The organism is Nocardia mexicana NBRC 108244 (assembly GCF_001613165.1).
In the GTDB taxonomy this organism is placed as follows: Bacteria; Actinomycetota; Actinomycetes; order Mycobacteriales; family Mycobacteriaceae; genus Nocardia; species Nocardia mexicana.
This window is the reverse complement of record NZ_BDBV01000007.1, coordinates 41,001-57,339: the sequence shown is the minus strand read 5'-3', so window position 1 is coordinate 57,339 and position 16,339 is coordinate 41,001. Positions and strand designations below refer to the sequence as shown.

Below are 16,339 nucleotides of genomic sequence, written 5' to 3'. Positions count from 1 at the left end.
CAGTCGTCTGCTCTTCATGGGACTGCCGATACCAGGCAGCCCGATTTACCGCCGGGCACACTGAGGTCATGGCGACAACGGAATTCGGCAAGGCGATCCGCCGCTGGCGCGACCAGGTCTCGCCGCAGGACGCCGGGCTGCCCGTCGGTGGTCCGCGGCGCGCTCCCGGACTGCGCCGCGAAGAGCTGGCGCTGCTGACCGGCATTTCCGTCGACTACGTCACCAGGCTCGAGCAGGGCCGCGCCGTCCACCCCTCGGCCCAGGTCGTCGAGGCGCTCGCCCGGGCACTGCGGTTGTCGGCGGAGGCCCGCACGCATCTGTTCCGGCTCGCGATGCTGGCCCCGCCGGAACCGGAGACCGTGCCCACCTATATCCCCCCGAGCGTCCACCGCGTGCTGGACCGGCTGTCCGGCGCGCCCGTCGCGGTCTACGACGCCGCCTGGACGCTGCTGCTGGCCAACTCGATGTGCGCGGCCCTGGTCGGCGACCACACCGGATGGCGCGGCTACGAACGCAATCGGGTGTGGCGGCAGTTCGTCGGCCCGGGCGGTCCGGCCCGCCGCACGCCGGAGGACCTGCGCGAACTCGAGACGGCACTGGTGTCCGATATGCGCACCGCGGCCGCCCGCTATCCGGCCGACCGGCAGCTGCGGAAGCTGATCGCGGACCTGCGCGGCCACAGCGCCCGCTTCGCCGAACTGTGGGAGTCCGGCGCCGTCGGCGGCCGCGAGCCTGCCCGCAAGACGATCGAGCATCCGCGCGTCGGCCCGATAACGCTGGACTGCGACCTGTTCACGGTCGCGGGCAGCGATCTCCGCATCATGATCGACACCGCCGAACCCGGCACCGAGGACGCCGAACGCCTCGCCCTCCTCACCGTCCTCGGCACCCAATCGCTCACGGGGTAGCGGGGCGCGGTTGGTGCCCGACCGGGAATACGGGACGGTGGTCGGTGGGTTGCCGATCGTGGGTGAGTTCGTGGGAAATCGGAGAGTGCGGAGGGATACCCCCAAGATGTGCAGGTCAACGGTGGGATAGGCTTTATCGGTCATGAAGTCGGCTATCCCGGGTCCGGTCGGTGCGGTGCCCCAGACTGTCTACCTCGATCACGCGGCGACGACACCCATGTTCCCGGCCGCGATCGAGGCGATGACGGCTGCGCTGCGCACGGCGGGGAACGCGTCGTCGCTGCACGGCTCGGGGCGCGCGGCGCGGCGCATGCTGGAGGAGGCGCGCGAGTCGATCGCCGCCGATCTGGGGGCGCGGCCGTCGGAGGTCATCTTCACCTCCGGTGGCACCGAAAGCGACAATCTCGCCGTCAAGGGGATCTACTGGGCGCGCCGGGCCGCCGATCCGCGGCGGACCAGGATTCTGGTGAGCGCGGTCGAGCACCATGCGGTGCTCGACGCCGTGGAGTGGCTGGAACAGCACGAGGGTGCGCAGGTGACGTTGCTCGACGTCGACGCGGCGGGCACGGTGTCGCCGCGCACGCTGCGCGCGGCGCTGGCCGAACATGCCGGCGACACCGCGCTGGTGACCGTCATGTGGGCCAACAACGAGGTCGGCACCATCGAGCCGATCGGCGAATTGGCCGCCGTGGCACAGGAATTCGACGTCCCGATGCACAGCGACGCGGTGCAGGCCGGGGCACAGCTGCCCATCGACTTCGGCGCCTCGGGGCTGTCGGCGGCCAGTTTCGCCGGGCACAAGGTCGGCGGTCCGCACGGCGTCGGCGTGCTGCTGCTGGGACGGCAGGTGTCGTGTGTTCCGCTGGTGCACGGCGGCGGTCACGAGCGCGATCTGCGGTCGGGTACCTCGGATGTGCCCGCGGCGCTGGGGCTGGCGGCCGCTCTGCGCGAGACGGTGACCGGGTTGCCCAGGCGCACAGCCGAATTGAGCCGACTCCGGGACGACCTGATCGTCGGTGTGCACGACGCGGTCCCGGACGCGGTCCTCAACGGCCCGGCCGACGGGCGGCGCCTGCCCGGCAATGCGCACTTCACCTTCCCCGGCTGCGAGGGTGATTCGCTGCTGATGCTGCTGGACGCCGCGGGGATCGAATGCTCCACGGGGTCGGCCTGCAACGCGGGGGTCGCCGCGCCCAGCCACGTCCTGCTGGCGATGGGCGTCGAGGCCCGGCAGGCCCGCGGTTCGCTGCGGTTCTCGTTGGGGCACACCACAACCGGATACGACATAGAACGACTGCTGGAGGCGCTGCCGCCGGTGGTGGAGCGCGCCAAGGCGGCCGGGCTGGCCGGTGCGAAAGGAGGTACGCGATGAGAGTGCTCGCTGCGATGAGCGGCGGCGTGGATTCCGCCGTGGCGGCCGCCCGCGCGGTGGACGCCGGCCACGAGGTGGTCGGGGTGCATCTGGCGCTGTCGGCGAACCCCGGGACGCTGCGCACCGGGGCGCGGGGCTGCTGCTCCAAGGAGGACGCCGGTGACGCCCGCCGCGCCGCGGATGTGCTCGGAATCCCGTTCTACGTCTGGGATTTCGCCGACCGCTTCAAGGAGGACGTGATCGACGATTTCGTCGCCGCCTACGCGGCCGGCGAGACGCCGAATCCGTGCCTGCGCTGCAACGAGAAGATCAAGTTCTCCGCCCTCGCCGACCGCGCGGTGGCGCTCGGCTTCGACGCCGTGGTCACCGGCCACTACGCGCGGCTGGACGACGGCGTGCTGCGCCGCGCGGTCGACGCCGACAAGGACCAGTCCTACGTGCTGGCCGTGCTGACCGCCGAGCAGCTGACGCGGGCGATGTTCCCGGTGGGCGACACCCCGAAGCCGCGGATCCGCGAGGAGGCCGCCGAGCGCGGCCTGTCGGTCGCGAACAAGCCCGACTCGCACGACATCTGCTTCATTCCCTCCGGCGATACCCGCGCATTCCTCGGCGCGAAGATCGGTATCCGGCCGGGCGCCATCGTCGATTCCGACGGGCACAAGCTCGGCGATCACGAAGGCGTGCACGGATTCACGATCGGCCAGCGCAAGGGGCTGGGCCTGCCGGGCCCCGCACCCGACGGCCGTCCCCGCTACGTCACCGAGATCGATCCCGATTCCGGCACCGTTCACGTGGGCGCCGCCGAGGATCTGGAGGTGTGGACGGTGCGCGCGGAGCGGGCCGTCTGGACCTCCGGGGCCGCGCCGTCGGGGCCGATCGAATGCGTGGCTCAGGTGCGTGCCCACGGCGGCACCGCCCCGGCGGTCGCCGAGGCGGTGGACGGCGGTCTCGAGGTGCACCTGCGCGAGCCGCTGACCGGCGTCGCCCGTGGTCAGGCGGTGGTGCTGTATCGGCCGGACACGGCGGGCGACGAGGTGATCGGCAGCGGGACGATCAGCGACACCGGGCGCGAGCGGGCGGGGATACCGGCCGGGTCCGTCCCGGACGTGGCCGGGTGAGCCGCGGTCTCCGTAGCGTCCGCGGCGGAGCGACGAGTCCCCCCGACGGCGTCTCGGGTGGGTCGTGATCAATCCATGACGCGTCGTAGGCTGTGGATGTCGCACCCGTGCGCCAAGGACGTCGAGGTCTGTCGTCCGGACGGTGATCCGGACCCGGATCGCGCACGGGACTTCCGAAATGGCCGCGCAGTCGCGTGCGAGGAACGGCGTGGCCGAACGAGATGGATGGTGCACGATGACGTCGGGTAAGGACGTAGTGCTGCGCGGCGGTATCGCCACCGGCGTCGGCTCCTGGCCGGGCACCGATCCGCGCGAGGCGGCGGCGACCATCGTCGGCGAGCTGGGTGAGCTGCCGCATCTGGTCGAATTGCCCGGGCGCGGTACGGGTTCGGACATGATCGGGCGGATGTCGGGACTGCTGGTGGACATGCAGTTCGACACGACGCCGCGGGGCTATCGGATGGCGCCGCGGCCCGGTACGGTCTCGCGGCGCGCCTTCGATCTGCTGCGAATCGACCTCGATGCGCTCGAAGAGGCCTGGGAGACAGCCGGTTTGGCCGGGCGTAACCACGCGGTGAAGGTGCAGGTCGCGGGGCCGCTGACGCTGGCGGCGCAGGTCGAGCTCGTCGGCGGACATCGCGTTCTCACCGATTCCGGTGCGGTGCGCGATCTTTCGGAATCCCTCGCGGAGGGCCTAGCGCAGCATATCGCCGAGGTCGGTAAGCGGCTCGGTGCGAATGTCGTGGTGCAGCTGGACGAACCGTCGCTGACCGCCGTTCTCGACGGGTCCATTCGTGGGCCGAGCACGATGCACACGGTGCGCGCGATGCCGGAGCCCGAGGCGCTGGCCGTGCTCGATTCCGTGGTGACCGCGCTGGATGCGTCCGTGCTGGTGCACACCTGCGCCGAACCGCCCGCGCTGGGCCTGCTACGCGGAAGTTCCGCCGCCGCAGTCGGATTCGATATCGCCGCGATCGGCACGGGCGATCTCGACAATATCGGTGAACTGCTGGATTCGGGGAAGTACCTGGCGCTCGGGCTGGTGCCGACCGTCGCTCCCGGCGGGCGCGTCACCTGGCGCGATGTCGCCGAGCCCGGTGTGCGGCTGCTGGACCGCCTCGGCTTCCCGCGCCGCCTGCTCGCCGATCGGGTGATCGTCACCCCCGCCTGCGGGCTGGCCGGTGCCTCCGCACCCTGGTCCCGCCGCGCCCTCGAACTGGCCGCCGAAACCGCTCGTGTCTTCGCCGACGAACCGGAGTCGATCACCTTCGAGTAGGAGGTAACCAATCCCGCATTTCCGGCGTGCTTTCGGCCGGAATCCCCGATATGGGGCGGGAAGGTTGTCGCGGCGGTCAGCCGAATGGCGGGCGGGCGCCCGGGTGACCGAGTTGCCAGTGCTGCGGCTTTCCCGGCGGGTACACGACCGGGATCTGATCGCCGGGGGAGGGCCACTGGTTGACATCCCAGGCGAAGCGGCCGTAGACGCTCTCTCCGGCTACCGACGGACCGGAGAGGGTGCCGGTGATGGTGACGTACTGGCTGCCCTGCGCGGCCGGTCGCGGGCTCACCCCGGTGACGTGCAGGGTTCCGGTCTCGGGCTCCGGCCGGTTCCAGCCGCGGCCCGGCGCCGATCCCGCCTTCCCCCGCCCGCGCCGAAAGGACGTGACCAGCACCACCAGCACCACGACGACCATGACCAGGAACGCGATCTCCAGCATGCCCCCATGCTATGCGCCGGGCATCGGCACACCTGCCGGCCGCGCTCAGTGGGCGGTGAGTTCGGTGGTGCCCTCGGGGGTGCGGCGCAGTTGCCAGACGGTGGTGCGGCGGTGTTGGGAGCGGCCGTTGCCGCGGTCCACCAGGGTGCGGTTGCGGGTGGTGAAGATCAGCTGGGCGCCCCGGGAGTTGGTTTCCGGATTCTGGAACAGCTGGATCAGCCGGTCGGTCGCGTCGCCGGTGAGGTGGGTGTCGATATCGTCGACGGCCAGCACCCGGCCGGTGTCGAGCGCGTCCAGCATCGGCGGCAGCAATCGCAGCAGCGCCAGCGTCGCGGTGGACTCGTCGGCGATGTCGAAGGCGGCGGTGATGCCCTCGTGCACCAGGCCGAGGCCGACACCCCGGCGAGCCACCATGCGCGAGTACAGGGTGTCGCGGGCGGCACGCAGGTTGCTCAGCTCGCGTTCCAGCGCGACCGGGGTGAGGCCGTGGGTGTGCTGCAGCTGTTCGGCGCGCGCGGGCGAGGCGATGCAGGCGTCGAGTTCGGTTGCCGCCCCGGCGATATCGCCGTCCAGGTCGCGCAGGTAGTCGGCGTACATCGGATCGTTCTCCGCGATCAGCAGATCCTCGATGCCCAGATCGGCCGAGCGCAGCAGCGTGAGCAGGCGTGCGGCGTTGTCGGCGGACCGGGAGATGTGGCTGCCCAGTCGATGCGCGATGCTCTGCGGATCCGCTTGCCCGCGTTGCACATCCAGCTGCGCGGAGAACCAGCGGTAGGCCGGGACCAGGGCCTCGGCGTACATCTGCCCGGTCAGGCTGAGCAGCAACGCATTCGGGCGCACCAGCGGCACCAGCGCCCCGATGCCGTAGCGGACCGGTTCGAACATCGGGCCGATGCGGACGTGGTCGCCCTCGCGCTCGAACACGATGCGCTTGCGGTTGCGCGGGTGGCTGTGCAGCCATTCGGCGGTGACGTCGGCGTTGTCGAGCCGGAAGCCGTAGGTGTACGGCACCCCCTCGGCGACGAAGGTGGCGACGAATTCGGAAGGGCGATCGGCGAATCCGAGATGCGGGGCGCGCACCGGCCCCGCATAGGGATCCCACCCGGTGACGGAGTTCAGCACCGCGTCGCGCATATGACCCAGCGCGTCGACGAGGCTGGACTTGCCGGTGGCGGCCGTGCCGTGCACCGCGGTCACGGGCGCGGGCAGCGCGCCGGCCCGGCTGCCGACCAGCCGCAGTTCCTGCGTCTCGGCCAGCGATCTGTGGTTCGTCACCTGAAAACTGCGCAACACCCGTGTCATCCTGCCGTCCGGTCCGGTGCGCCGCGACATCGGGCCGGTCGTAGCGGACGGTGCGACCTCAGTCGTTCGTCGGCAGCCGCCCGGTGTCGAAGGAGGGCGGTGCGTCGGATTCGGCTGTGCCGTAGGCGAGATCGCCCGTCGGTCCCATGCCGAAATCGAGGTGCCCGCCGTCGCGAGCGAACGATTCCGGCAACCAGGCCCTGGTGGTGGCCGTTCCGTCGACGCTCAGGGAGCGGATATGGCGCAGCGAGTCGCACACCCCCGGCGCGGAGACGGTGATCTGCTGCCCGGAGGAGCGGGTCACCTCGATCTCCGGGAACGCGGGCTGGTTCACGAACAGTTCCGCGCGTCCGGGAATCACCGGGTAGAAGCCGAGCGCGGACCAGACGTACCACGCCGACAGCGCGCCGAGGTCGTCGTTGCCGCTGAGGCCGTCGGGAGTGGGACGGTACAGCTCGGTGCGCACCCGGTGCACGACGTCCTGGGTGCGGTCGGGCCGCCCGGCCCAGGCGTAGAGCCAGGGGGTCTGCAGGGACGGCTCGTTGCCGAGGTAGGCGTGTGGGCGGTGCGCGCCGGCGTTGAGCTCGGTGAAGAAGTCGTCGAGCCGCGCGGTCGTCCGGTCGCGGCCGCCCATCAGCTCGACCAGGCCGCCGACATCCGGGAAGACCATCCAATGGTATTGCGCGCCATTGCCTTCCACGTAACCGTCGGTGGCGGCGGGATCGAACGGCTCGGGAAACGAGCCGTCGGCGTTGCGCGGTTGGATCCAGCCGGTGCGCGGGTTGAACAGCCGTTGCCAGCCGTGCGCCCGGTGCATGAACCGCCGGTGTGTCTCGGCGTCACCGAGCCGCTCGGCCAGCTGCGCGATGCCGAAGTCGGCGAGGCAGTATTCGAGGGTGTCGGACACCTTTCCGGGCACGTAGCCGAGGCGCAGGTACTCCTCGTTGCCGGGCCGTTCGGTGTAGCCGGACTTCTCGCCGATGCGATCGGCGCCCGCGCGCATCGATTCCAGGGCCCCGGCGGCGTCGAAATCGCGTGCCCCGAACGCGTAGGTACTGGCGATGATCGAGTGGTACGGGTCGCCGTTCATGACGCCGGTGATCGTGTTCTGATGCGACCAGCGGTCCCACACGTCGCCGAGCGCCCGCGCATCGTCGGCCATCGACTGGGCGATATCGGCGGCCACGTCGGGGACGAGCAGCGCCAGCAGCTGGGCCTCGCCGCGGTAGGTGTCCCAGCCGGAGAAGGTGGCGTAGTGGTGGCGGCCCGGCCGGACCCGGTGCACCTGCCCGTCGAATCCGGTGTAGGACCCGTCGGCGTCCTCGAAGACATACGGCTGCAGCAGACAGTGATACAGCGCGGTGTAGAAGATGCGCAGCCGTTCCGGATCGCCTTCGCCGATGCGGATCCGCTCGAGTTGTTGCCGCCACCGGTTCCGGGTGGCCGCCCGGAGGGTCTCCAGATCCGTTGTGCCGATCTCGGTTTCGAGGTTCCTCCGGGCGCCTTCGACGCTCACGTACGACAGTCCCACCTGCATGTGGACCGGCCGATCCGCGTCGAACTGCAGATACACGCCGCAGCCCTTGCCGTGCACCGCCAGCTCGCCGGAGTCGGTGCGGCGGGTCGGTGCCGAGCCGCGCACCATGGTGTCCTGGCGCACGGTGTTGTCCTGCCACACACCGGATCCGGTGACCGGGCGGTCGAAGACGACGTGGAAGTACACCCGATAGCGGCTCGGTGCGGCACAGAATCCACCGGTGTGGGCCCAGCCCGAGACCGTATTGCCGTCGATGGTCGCCTCGGCGTCGTCGACACCGTTCACCGAGCCGGTGAGGTCGATGAGTACCGTGCCGGGTTTGCCTGGCGGAAAGCTGAATCGGGCCGAACCCGACCGCGTCGAGGCGGTCAGCTCGGTCGTCACGCCGGTGTCGGTGGTGACACGGTAGTACCCCGGCTCGGCCGCTTCGGCGCGATGGTCGAAGGTCTGGTGATAGCTGGACTCGGCGGGCGAGGAACCGATGACGCCGGAGATCGGCAGGATCGGAATATCCTGTGCACCAGTGCATCCCGGGCCGGAGATATGGGTCAGCGAGAATCCGTATAGCCGGTTGTCCTCGTACTTGTAGCCGCCGCCCGCCGTGCGCACGGTATCGGGACTCCATTGCAGCATTCCGAACGGTGCGACGGCGCCGGGGAAGGTCATGCCCGCGCCACCACCGTGACCGTAGTCGGGGCCGCCGTCCTGAGTTCCGACGAAGGGATTCACATACGCGGTGGGATCGGTCATGTTCTCAGATTCGGTGATGGAGGGTGACCGCCACAGCGGAACGCGAGAACCGGCCGCCTCGGGTCCGCCCGAACGTTGACATGCAACCAATTGGATGCCTATATTGAATATGCATCCGAAAGGTTGCCTATGGAGGTGACGACGTGGACGAGGTGTTCAAGGCGCTGGCCGATCCGAGCCGGCGCCTGCTGCTCGACAGCCTGAACGCGGACAACGGGCAGACGCTGCGCGAGCTCTGCGCGGGGCTGGACATGTCCCGGCAGGCGGTGAGCAAGCACCTGGCCGTGCTGGAGGCGGCGAATCTGGTGGCCACGCGCCGCCGCGGCCGCGAGAAGCTGCACTACCTGAACGCGGAGCCCATCAACGCCATCGCCGATCGCTGGATCAACCGCTACGACCGCGGGCGAGTGCACGCGCTCGCCGACCTCAAGACCGCATTGGAGACCACGACCATGAGCACTACCGAATTCGTCTACACCACCTACATTCGGACCACGCCGGAGAAGTTGTGGGAGGCGCTGACGCAGCCGGCGTTCACCAAGCGCTACTGGGGCGCCCACTTCGATACCGACTGGCAGTCGGGGTCTGTCATGACGTGGCACGAAAGGGATTGGCAGAGCACCGATTCGGAACAGAAGGTGCTGGAGGCCGACCCCTACAACCGGCTGTCCTATACCTGGCACACCATCAGCCTCGACCACGCCGACGCGTTCGGCATCGACCACGACACGGCACGCAAGTGGATGAGTGAGCCGCGCTCCAAGGTGACCTTCGAACTGGAGCCGGTCGGGGACCTGGTCAAGCTCACCGTGGTCCACGACGGTTTCGAACCGGGCAGCGGCCTGCTCGAGGGCGTCAGCGGCGGCTGGCCGAGCATCATCACCAACCTCAAGGCCCTGCTCGAGACGGGGGAGACGCTGCCGGAACTCGACCCGGCGGCGTGGGAGCCCGCGTCGTCCTGAGCGGGCGGGCCGGGCGGATCCGCGGGGCCGGTCATCGTTCCGCTGCCGCCGCAGGGGTGACGGCTCGTACGAAGATCAGTTGCCGTACTGCTTGGTTTCCGGGCGTTCGATCATCAGGCCGTGGGCCGGTTCGTCGGCGACCGGGCGATGCTCGACGCCCTTCGGGACGACGAATATCTCGCCGGGGTGCAGGGTGACCGGGTCGCGGTCCTGCATCTCCAGGCGGAAGGTGCCGTCCCAGCACAGGAACAGTTCGTCCTCGTCGTGGTGGTGCCAGGGGAAGGCGCCGTGGAAGCGGGCGATGCGGACCACGGCATCGTTGGCAACCGCGAGATCCCGCGGCTGCCACGGGTCGGTCAGGGCGGCGACCGTATCGGTGATGGAAACCTTGCTCATGGCTCCATCCTGGAAGTGCGGCCCTGGCCGAACCAGAGCCAATCCGGCACAATTGGTTTGCATATGGAGCCAATTGAGCTGACCGACCGCCTCGGCCGCTGGTCGGCGGGGCGGGGTCCGCTGTACGTGCTGCTGGCCGGGCGGCTGCGGACGCTGATCGAGGACGGCGAACTTCCGCCGAGCACGCCGCTGCCGCCGGACCGGGTACTCGCGAAGGCCCTCGCCGTCGGGCGCAGCACGGTCGTCGCCGCGTACGACCTGCTCGGTGCCGAGGGGCGGGTGGTGCGGCGGCAGGGCAGCGGGACGCGGGTCGCCGGGCCGGGTCCCGCCGCGCGGCCGGACACCACGCATTCCCCGGCGTTCCTGCAACTGCTGGAACCGGAGTCGGGCGTCATCGCGCTCGCCTGCGCCGCGCCGCAGCACCCGCCGCCGGAGGTGGCCGACGCCTATCGCCGGATCCTGCCGCGGCTGGCTTCGATCGACGACGACATCGGCTATCACCCGAACGGGCATCTGGTGCTGCGCAAGGCAATTGCGGATCGATATCGGGCGCGCGGGGTGCCGACCACACCGGAGCAGATTCTCGTGACGGGCGGTGGGCAGCAGGCGCTGTCGCTGATCGCGCGCGCATTCCTGCGGCCCGGGGACCGGGTGCTGGTCGAGGCGCCCACGTATCCCGGTGCGCTGGAGGCGTTCCGGGAGTCGGCGGCGGTGCTGGAAGGTCGCCCGATCGGCCTCGGGAAGGTGTCGCCGGCGGCACTCGCCTACGTGGTCGCGACCTATCAGAACCCCACGGGCGCAGTGCTTTCCGGCCTGTCCAGGCAGGTCCTGGTGGAGTCCGCGGCCGCGGCCGGGGTGCCGCTGGTGGACGACGAGGTGCTGGCCGATCTCGGCTTTCCCGGCTCCGATCCGGCCCCGCCGCCGCTGGCCGCCCACGACGACGCGGTCGTCACGCTCGGATCGCTGAGCAAGATCGTCTGGGGCGGGCTCCGCATCGGCTGGGTGCGCGCGCCGGTCGCGGTGATCGCGCGCCTCGCCCGGCTGCGGGCCGTGCACGATCTCGGCGGCAATGTTCCGGCACAGCTGGCCGCCGCCGAACTGGTGTCCGGGCTCGACGTCCTGCGCGATCGAATAGTCCGGCAGCGCAAGGAATGTCACGACCTGCTGGTATCCGAACTGGCCGCGCTGCTGCCGGAGTGGGATGTGCCGCGAGTGGGCGGCGGTCAAACCCTGTGGGTGCGGCTGCCCTACGGCGACGGCGCCTCCTTCGCGCAGCGCGCGCTGCGGCACGGCACCGCCATACTCCCCGGCACCGGCCTGGACCCCACCGGCGGCAGCACCTCCCACGTGCGCATCAGTTTCGTTGCCTCCCAAGCCGATCTACGCGCCGCCGCCCACCGGCTGGCCGAGGCCTGGCGCGCCTACGATCCGCCCGCGCGGCCAACTTCGGGTGCTCCGCCGCTGGCGGTCTGAACGCCCGGGATACCGTGGCCGGGGCGCTCGGATCGGCCTGCGTGGACACGGATCGAGGCCGGGTGGCAATTTTCGCCACGCGCCGCTGTCTGTGCCCGGTCCGGCCGGATCGATTGCGATCTGCTGCTGCCGGGTTCTCGATCGACTTCGCGAAATCGGGGACGGGGCCTTCTTTCTCATGCCACACTTCCGTGTGGCGGAAGAGTTGTTCCGTTATCGGAAAGGAAGATGCCGATGAGGGCGTTGACATGGCTCGGCGGGCGGCCGCGCACGAGCGGTCCGGAGGATGCCAGATATCCCGCGGGACAGCTGGTCGCGTACGGGACCCAGCACATTCTGACCATGTACGGCGGGGTGATCGCGCCGCCGCTCATCGTCGGCGGTGCGGCGGGGCTGTCCGCCGCAGACATGGGGCTGCTGGTCACGGCGGGGCTGTTCATCTCGGGCCTGGCGACACTGGTGCAGACGTTGGGCATCGGGCCGTTCGGCAGCAGATTGCCTATCGTGCAAGGCATTTCGTTCGTGAGCGTGTCGACGATGGTCTCGATCGCCAGCGAGGACGGGCTGCGTCCGGTATTCGGCGCCATCATCGTCGCGGGGGTGATCGGACTGGTGCTGTCGTCGTTCTTCGCGCAGTTGGTGCGCTTGTTCCCGGCGGTGGTGACGGGCTCGCTCATCACGGTGATCGGCCTGTCGCTGATGCCGGTCGCCTTCCAATGGGCGATGGGCAACGACAAGGAGAAAGCCGACTACGGCTCGATGGCCAACATCGGCTTCGCGGGCCTGACGCTGTTGATCATCCTGGTGATCAGCCGACTGTTCCAGGGGGCGATTTCCCGGCTGTCGATCCTGATCGGCCTGGTGATCGGGACCGTCATCGCCGCGCTGGCCGGCAAGGCGGATTTCGGCGCCGTGGGCGAGGCGCGCCTGATCGCGCCCCCGCAGCTGTTCCATTTCGGCACACCGACTTTCGAGATCGGCGCGATCGTCGCGATGACGATCGTGATGCTGGTGATCATGACCGAGGCCACCGCCGACATCCTGGCGATCGGCGAGGTGGTGGGGACCGAGGTCGACACGCGGCGGGTCGCCGACGGCCTGCGCGCCGATATGGCCTCCTCGGCGGTGGCGCCGCTGTTCGGCACCTTTCCCTGCAGCGCCTTCGCGCAGAACATCGGCCTGGTGGCGCTGACCGGGATCAAGAGCCGGTTCGTGGTGGCCACCGGCGGATTCATCCTGCTGTTGCTGGGACTGCTGCCGGTCGTCGGCGCGGTGGTGGCCGGGGTTCCGTATCCCGTGCTGGGCGGAGCCGGGCTGGTGTTGTTCGGATCCGTTGCCGCGAGCGGGATTCGGATGCTGTCGCGGGTCGACTACCAGGACAACCTCAATATGGTGATCGTCGCGGTGTCCATCGGGGTCGGCGTGATACCCATTGCGGCACCGGCGTTTTGGGAAGCGTTCCCGGAGAAGGTCGCGATGGTGCTGGAGTCCGGGATCAGCGCCACCGCCATCGTCGCCGTCGTGCTGAACCTCGCGTTCAACGAGCTGAAGTTCGGAAGACGGTCGGGCGCTTCGGTCTTCGCGGCCGCGCAGGACAGCCAGGACAGGTTCGGCGATCGCATAGACGACGATCTGCGGCCGTGACGGCAGCCCTCGGGTAGCCACGCCGCACGTGCGTGTCGGTTCGATTCGAGCCATGACGTGGCGGCGACCACCGTCGTGTGGCCGTGGCCGACCCGGGCCCGGATGGTCAGCGCCGAGAGTGCGGTAGCGGGCTGGAGGTTCTGTCACGGTGGTGTCCGGGCGCCCCGAATCGATGGGCGCGACGTGCTCGAATGTGCCCCGGAGGTGTCGGGGGGCTCGGCTAATCTGCGTTTTGTGAGTGAATCCGGTATCGAGATCACCCCGGCAACGGGTGACGAGCGGACGCAGTGGCAGGAGCTGGCCGAGCAGGTGCGTGAGCACCAGTTCCGCTACTACGTGCGCGACGCGCCGATCATCTCCGACGGCGAATTCGACACGCTGTTCCAGCGGCTGCTCGCCCTGGAGGAGGCGCACCCCGACCTGCGCACCCCCGATTCGCCGACGCAACTGGTCGGCGGCGGATTCGCGACCGAGTTCACCGCGGTCGACCACCTCGAGCGGATGCTCTCGCTGGACAACGTCTTCGACGAGGACGAGATGCGCGTGTGGGTGAGCCGCGTCGAGGCCGAGACGGGCCCCGATATCCACTACGTGTGCGAGGTGAAGATCGATGGTGTCGCGCTCAACCTGGTCTACGAGGACGGCCGCCTGACCCGCGCGGCGACCCGCGGCGACGGTCGCACCGGCGAGGACGTCACCCTCAACGCCCGCACCATCGACGACATCCCCCTGCGGCTGGCCGCGAACGACGAGTTCCCGGTGCCGAAGCTGCTCGAGGTGCGCGGCGAGGTGTACTTCCGGCTCGAGGATTTCGAGAACCTGAACGCGGCGATCGTCGCCGAGGGCAAGCCGCCGTACGCCAATCCGCGCAATACCGCCGCGGGTTCGCTGCGGCAGAAGGATCCGGCGGTGACATCGCGGCGTCGGCTGCGGATGATCTGCCACGGGTTCGGCCGCATGGAGGGCTTCACCCCGGCGTCGCAGTACGAGGCGTATCGCGCGCTGGCGGCGTGGGGGCTGCCGGTGTCGGCGCACACCGTCCGGGTGCAGGGCGCCGATGCCGTGGTCGAGCGCATTCGCTACTGGGGCGAGCACCGCCACGACATCGAGCACGAGATCGACGGCCAGGTGATCAAGGTGGACGAGATGGTGCTGCAGCGCCGTCTCGGCGCCACCTCGCGCGCGCCGCGCTGGGCGATCGCCTACAAGTACCCGCCGGAGGAGGTCACCACCAAGCTGCTCGACATCCAGGTCAATGTCGGGCGCACCGGCCGCGTCACGCCGTTCGCGGTGATGGCGCCGGTCACCGTCGCGGGGTCGACGGTCTCGATGGCGACGCTGCACAACGCCTCCGAGGTCGCGCGCAAGGGTGTGCTGATCGGCGACACGGTCACCATTCGCAAGGCGGGCGATGTCATTCCCGAGGTGCTCGGCCCGGTGGCCGATGCGCGCGACGGGTCCGAGCGCGAATTCGTCATGCCCACCCGCTGTCCGGAGTGCGGCACCGAACTCGCCCCGGAGAAGGAGAGCGATGCCGACATCCGCTGCCCCAACCAGCGGTACTGTCCGGCGCAGCTGCGCGAGCGGGTATTCCACATGTCCGGGCGCGGTGCGTTCGATATCGAATCGCTCGGCTACGAGGCGGCCGTCGACCTGCTGAAGTCCGGAGTCATCGCCGACGAGGGCGACCTTTTCGACCTGGATGAGGAAAAGCTGCTCGGCACAACGCTTTTCGTCAACAAGAACGGCAGCCTGTCGGCCAACGGCAAGCGTCTGCTGCAGAACCTCGACTCGGCCGAGGAGCAGCCGCTGTGGCGGGTGCTGGTCGCGCTGTCGATCCGGCACGTGGGCCCCACCGCGGCGCGGGCGCTGGCCGCCGAGCTCGGCAGCATGGAACGCATCGAGAACGCCTCGGCGGAGGAGCTGGCCGCCGTCGACGGGGTCGGCCCCACCATCGCGGCCGCGGTGAAGGAGTGGTTCACCGTCGACTGGCACCGCACCATCGTGGAGAAGTGGGGTGCGGCCGGGGTCCGCATGGCCGACGAGCGCGACGAATCCATCGAACGCACCCTCGAGGGGCTGTCGATCGTGGTCACGGGCTCGCTGCAGACCTTCTCGCGTGACGAGGCGAAGGAGTCGATCCTGGTCCGCGGCGGCAAGGCGGCAGGGTCGGTATCGAAGAAGACCGCCTACGTGGTGATCGGCGATTCGCCGGGCTCCAAGGCCGCCAAGGCGGAGGAACTGGGCGTGCCCATCCTGGACGAGGACGCGTTCCGGCGGTTGCTGGAAGACGGGCCCGCTGCGGTCGAGGAAGGTGGGCCGTCGGCCGTCGAGGAGGGTGGTCCGGCGGAGGAGTAGGCGAGCCATCACCGTCGTGGAGGGTGGTCCGGCGGCAGAGTCGGCGAGCGGTCCCCGTAGAGGTGGGTGGTTCGGTGGACTATTCCTTCGTCCGGCGAGCGCCGAGATCTTCGGCACGCACGTCACTACTCGGTTCCGGCGTACGCCGGAATGACGGGGGCGGCTATGGTGCCCAACGGCTGTCCGGCAGTTGTTCGTGGTTGAGTGCGTGAGGAAGGTGGGCTGGTGGGCGTGGCGGAGCCGGGGTTCGAGATCCGGAAGGCGCGGACGGAGGAGTTCGCGACGGTGGGGGCGCTGACCGTCGAGGTGTATGTGGGCGAGGGGCATGTCGACCCCGAAAGTCCGTATGTGGCAGAGCTTTTCGATACGGCGACGCGGTCGGGGGAGGCCGACGTGCTGGTGGCCGTTCGTGACGGCGAAGTGCTCGGGTCGCTCACCGTGGCGCGGTTCGGCACGCCCTGGGCCGATATCGCCCGCTCCGGAGAGTTGGAGTTCCGGATGCTCGCGGTGGGGAAGCGGGCGCGCGGGCTGGGCGTCGGCACGGCGCTGGTGCGCACTGTTGTCGACACCGGCCGGTCCGAGGGATTCGAAGGGGTGGTGCTGACCACCATGCCGACGATGGGCGACGCTCGCCGGATCTACGAACGCATGGGATTCGTCCATGTGCCACAACGGGATTGGGAGACGGATACCGGAAAGCCGCTGACCGTGATGCGGCTGGCCCTATAGGTCCCGAGGCCCGTCAACCATGATGCGCGGGCCGTCGACGCAGACGTGCAGGAACGCGGCGCAGACGTGCGG

The 16,339-nt window shown here is 69.7% G+C and carries 13 protein-coding genes; 9 read left to right on the top strand and 4 right to left on the bottom strand.

Annotation, left to right across the window (positions count from 1 at the left end):
* The first annotated feature begins 68 nt into the window (after positions 1–68).
* From NM1_RS04135 to NM1_RS04120, 4 genes are all read left to right on the top strand, one after another.
* Positions 69–908 carry a helix-turn-helix transcriptional regulator gene (locus NM1_RS04135; RefSeq protein ID WP_068014045.1) on the top strand — a complete coding sequence of 280 codons (840 nt, stop codon included), beginning with the start codon at positions 69–71 and terminating at the stop codon, positions 906–908.
* A 142-nt stretch (positions 909–1,050) separates the two neighbouring features.
* Positions 1,051–2,280: a cysteine desulfurase family protein gene (locus NM1_RS04130; RefSeq protein ID WP_068014044.1), complete on the top strand. Its 1,230-nt coding sequence runs from the start codon at positions 1,051–1,053 to the stop codon at positions 2,278–2,280.
* Entirely contained in the window at positions 2,277–3,398 is a 1,122-nt protein-coding gene (gene mnmA / locus NM1_RS04125; protein ID WP_068014039.1) for a tRNA 2-thiouridine(34) synthase MnmA, read from the top strand. The genes NM1_RS04130 and mnmA overlap by 4 nt, the downstream gene beginning before the upstream one ends.
* A gap of 235 nt (positions 3,399–3,633) precedes the next feature.
* Positions 3,634–4,674, top strand: coding sequence for a methionine synthase (locus tag NM1_RS04120; protein ID WP_068014037.1), 1,041 nt, complete (start codon positions 3,634–3,636; stop codon positions 4,672–4,674).
* A 76-nt stretch (positions 4,675–4,750) separates the two neighbouring features.
* On the opposite strand, the gene NM1_RS04115 is transcribed toward NM1_RS04120, so the two are convergent.
* The 3 genes from NM1_RS04115 to NM1_RS04105 form a co-directional block, all read right to left on the bottom strand.
* Entirely contained in the window at positions 4,751–5,116 is a 366-nt protein-coding gene (locus NM1_RS04115; protein WP_068014035.1) for a hypothetical protein, read from the bottom strand.
* Between the two features lie 45 nt (positions 5,117–5,161).
* Positions 5,162–6,391, bottom strand: a complete 1,230-nt coding sequence (locus NM1_RS04110) for an AAA family ATPase (protein ID WP_246011429.1) — start codon at positions 6,389–6,391, stop codon at positions 5,162–5,164.
* 85 nt (positions 6,392–6,476) lie between these two features.
* A complete protein-coding gene (locus NM1_RS04105; protein ID WP_084519144.1) occupies positions 6,477–8,705 on the bottom strand; it encodes a GH92 family glycosyl hydrolase in 2,229 nt (742 codons plus the stop codon).
* A 143-nt stretch (positions 8,706–8,848) separates the two neighbouring features.
* On the opposite strand from NM1_RS04105, the gene NM1_RS04100 reads away from it, so the two are divergent.
* Positions 8,849–9,667 (top strand): ArsR/SmtB family transcription factor, encoded by an 819-nt coding sequence (locus NM1_RS04100; RefSeq protein WP_068014032.1) that lies wholly within the window; start codon positions 8,849–8,851, stop codon positions 9,665–9,667.
* A gap of 75 nt (positions 9,668–9,742) precedes the next feature.
* Here the strand turns inward: NM1_RS04100 and NM1_RS04095 are convergent, their stop codons facing one another.
* On the bottom strand, positions 9,743–10,063 hold the full coding sequence (locus NM1_RS04095) for a cupin domain-containing protein (RefSeq protein ID WP_068014030.1): 321 nt from the start codon (positions 10,061–10,063) through the stop codon (positions 9,743–9,745).
* A gap of 63 nt (positions 10,064–10,126) precedes the next feature.
* Here NM1_RS04095 and NM1_RS04090 point away from each other — a divergent pair, with 63 nt between their 5' ends.
* The 4 genes from NM1_RS04090 to NM1_RS04075 all read left to right on the top strand — a co-directional run bounded on the left by NM1_RS04090 (position 10,127) and on the right by NM1_RS04075 (position 16,267).
* Positions 10,127–11,536, top strand: coding sequence for an aminotransferase-like domain-containing protein (locus tag NM1_RS04090; RefSeq protein ID WP_068014028.1), 1,410 nt, complete (start codon positions 10,127–10,129; stop codon positions 11,534–11,536).
* A 234-nt stretch (positions 11,537–11,770) separates the two neighbouring features.
* The gene (locus NM1_RS04085; protein ID WP_084519151.1) at positions 11,771–13,180 is read left to right on the top strand and encodes a nucleobase:cation symporter-2 family protein; all 1,410 of its coding nucleotides are present in this window, start codon (positions 11,771–11,773) and stop codon (positions 13,178–13,180) included.
* 234 nt (positions 13,181–13,414) lie between these two features.
* The gene (ligA, locus tag NM1_RS04080) at positions 13,415–15,538 is read left to right on the top strand and encodes an NAD-dependent DNA ligase LigA (protein ID WP_068014146.1); all 2,124 of its coding nucleotides are present in this window, start codon (positions 13,415–13,417) and stop codon (positions 15,536–15,538) included.
* 225 nt (positions 15,539–15,763) lie between these two features.
* A complete protein-coding gene (locus tag NM1_RS04075; protein WP_068014026.1) occupies positions 15,764–16,267 on the top strand; it encodes a GNAT family N-acetyltransferase in 504 nt (167 codons plus the stop codon).
* Positions 16,268–16,339 lie beyond the last annotated feature (72 nt).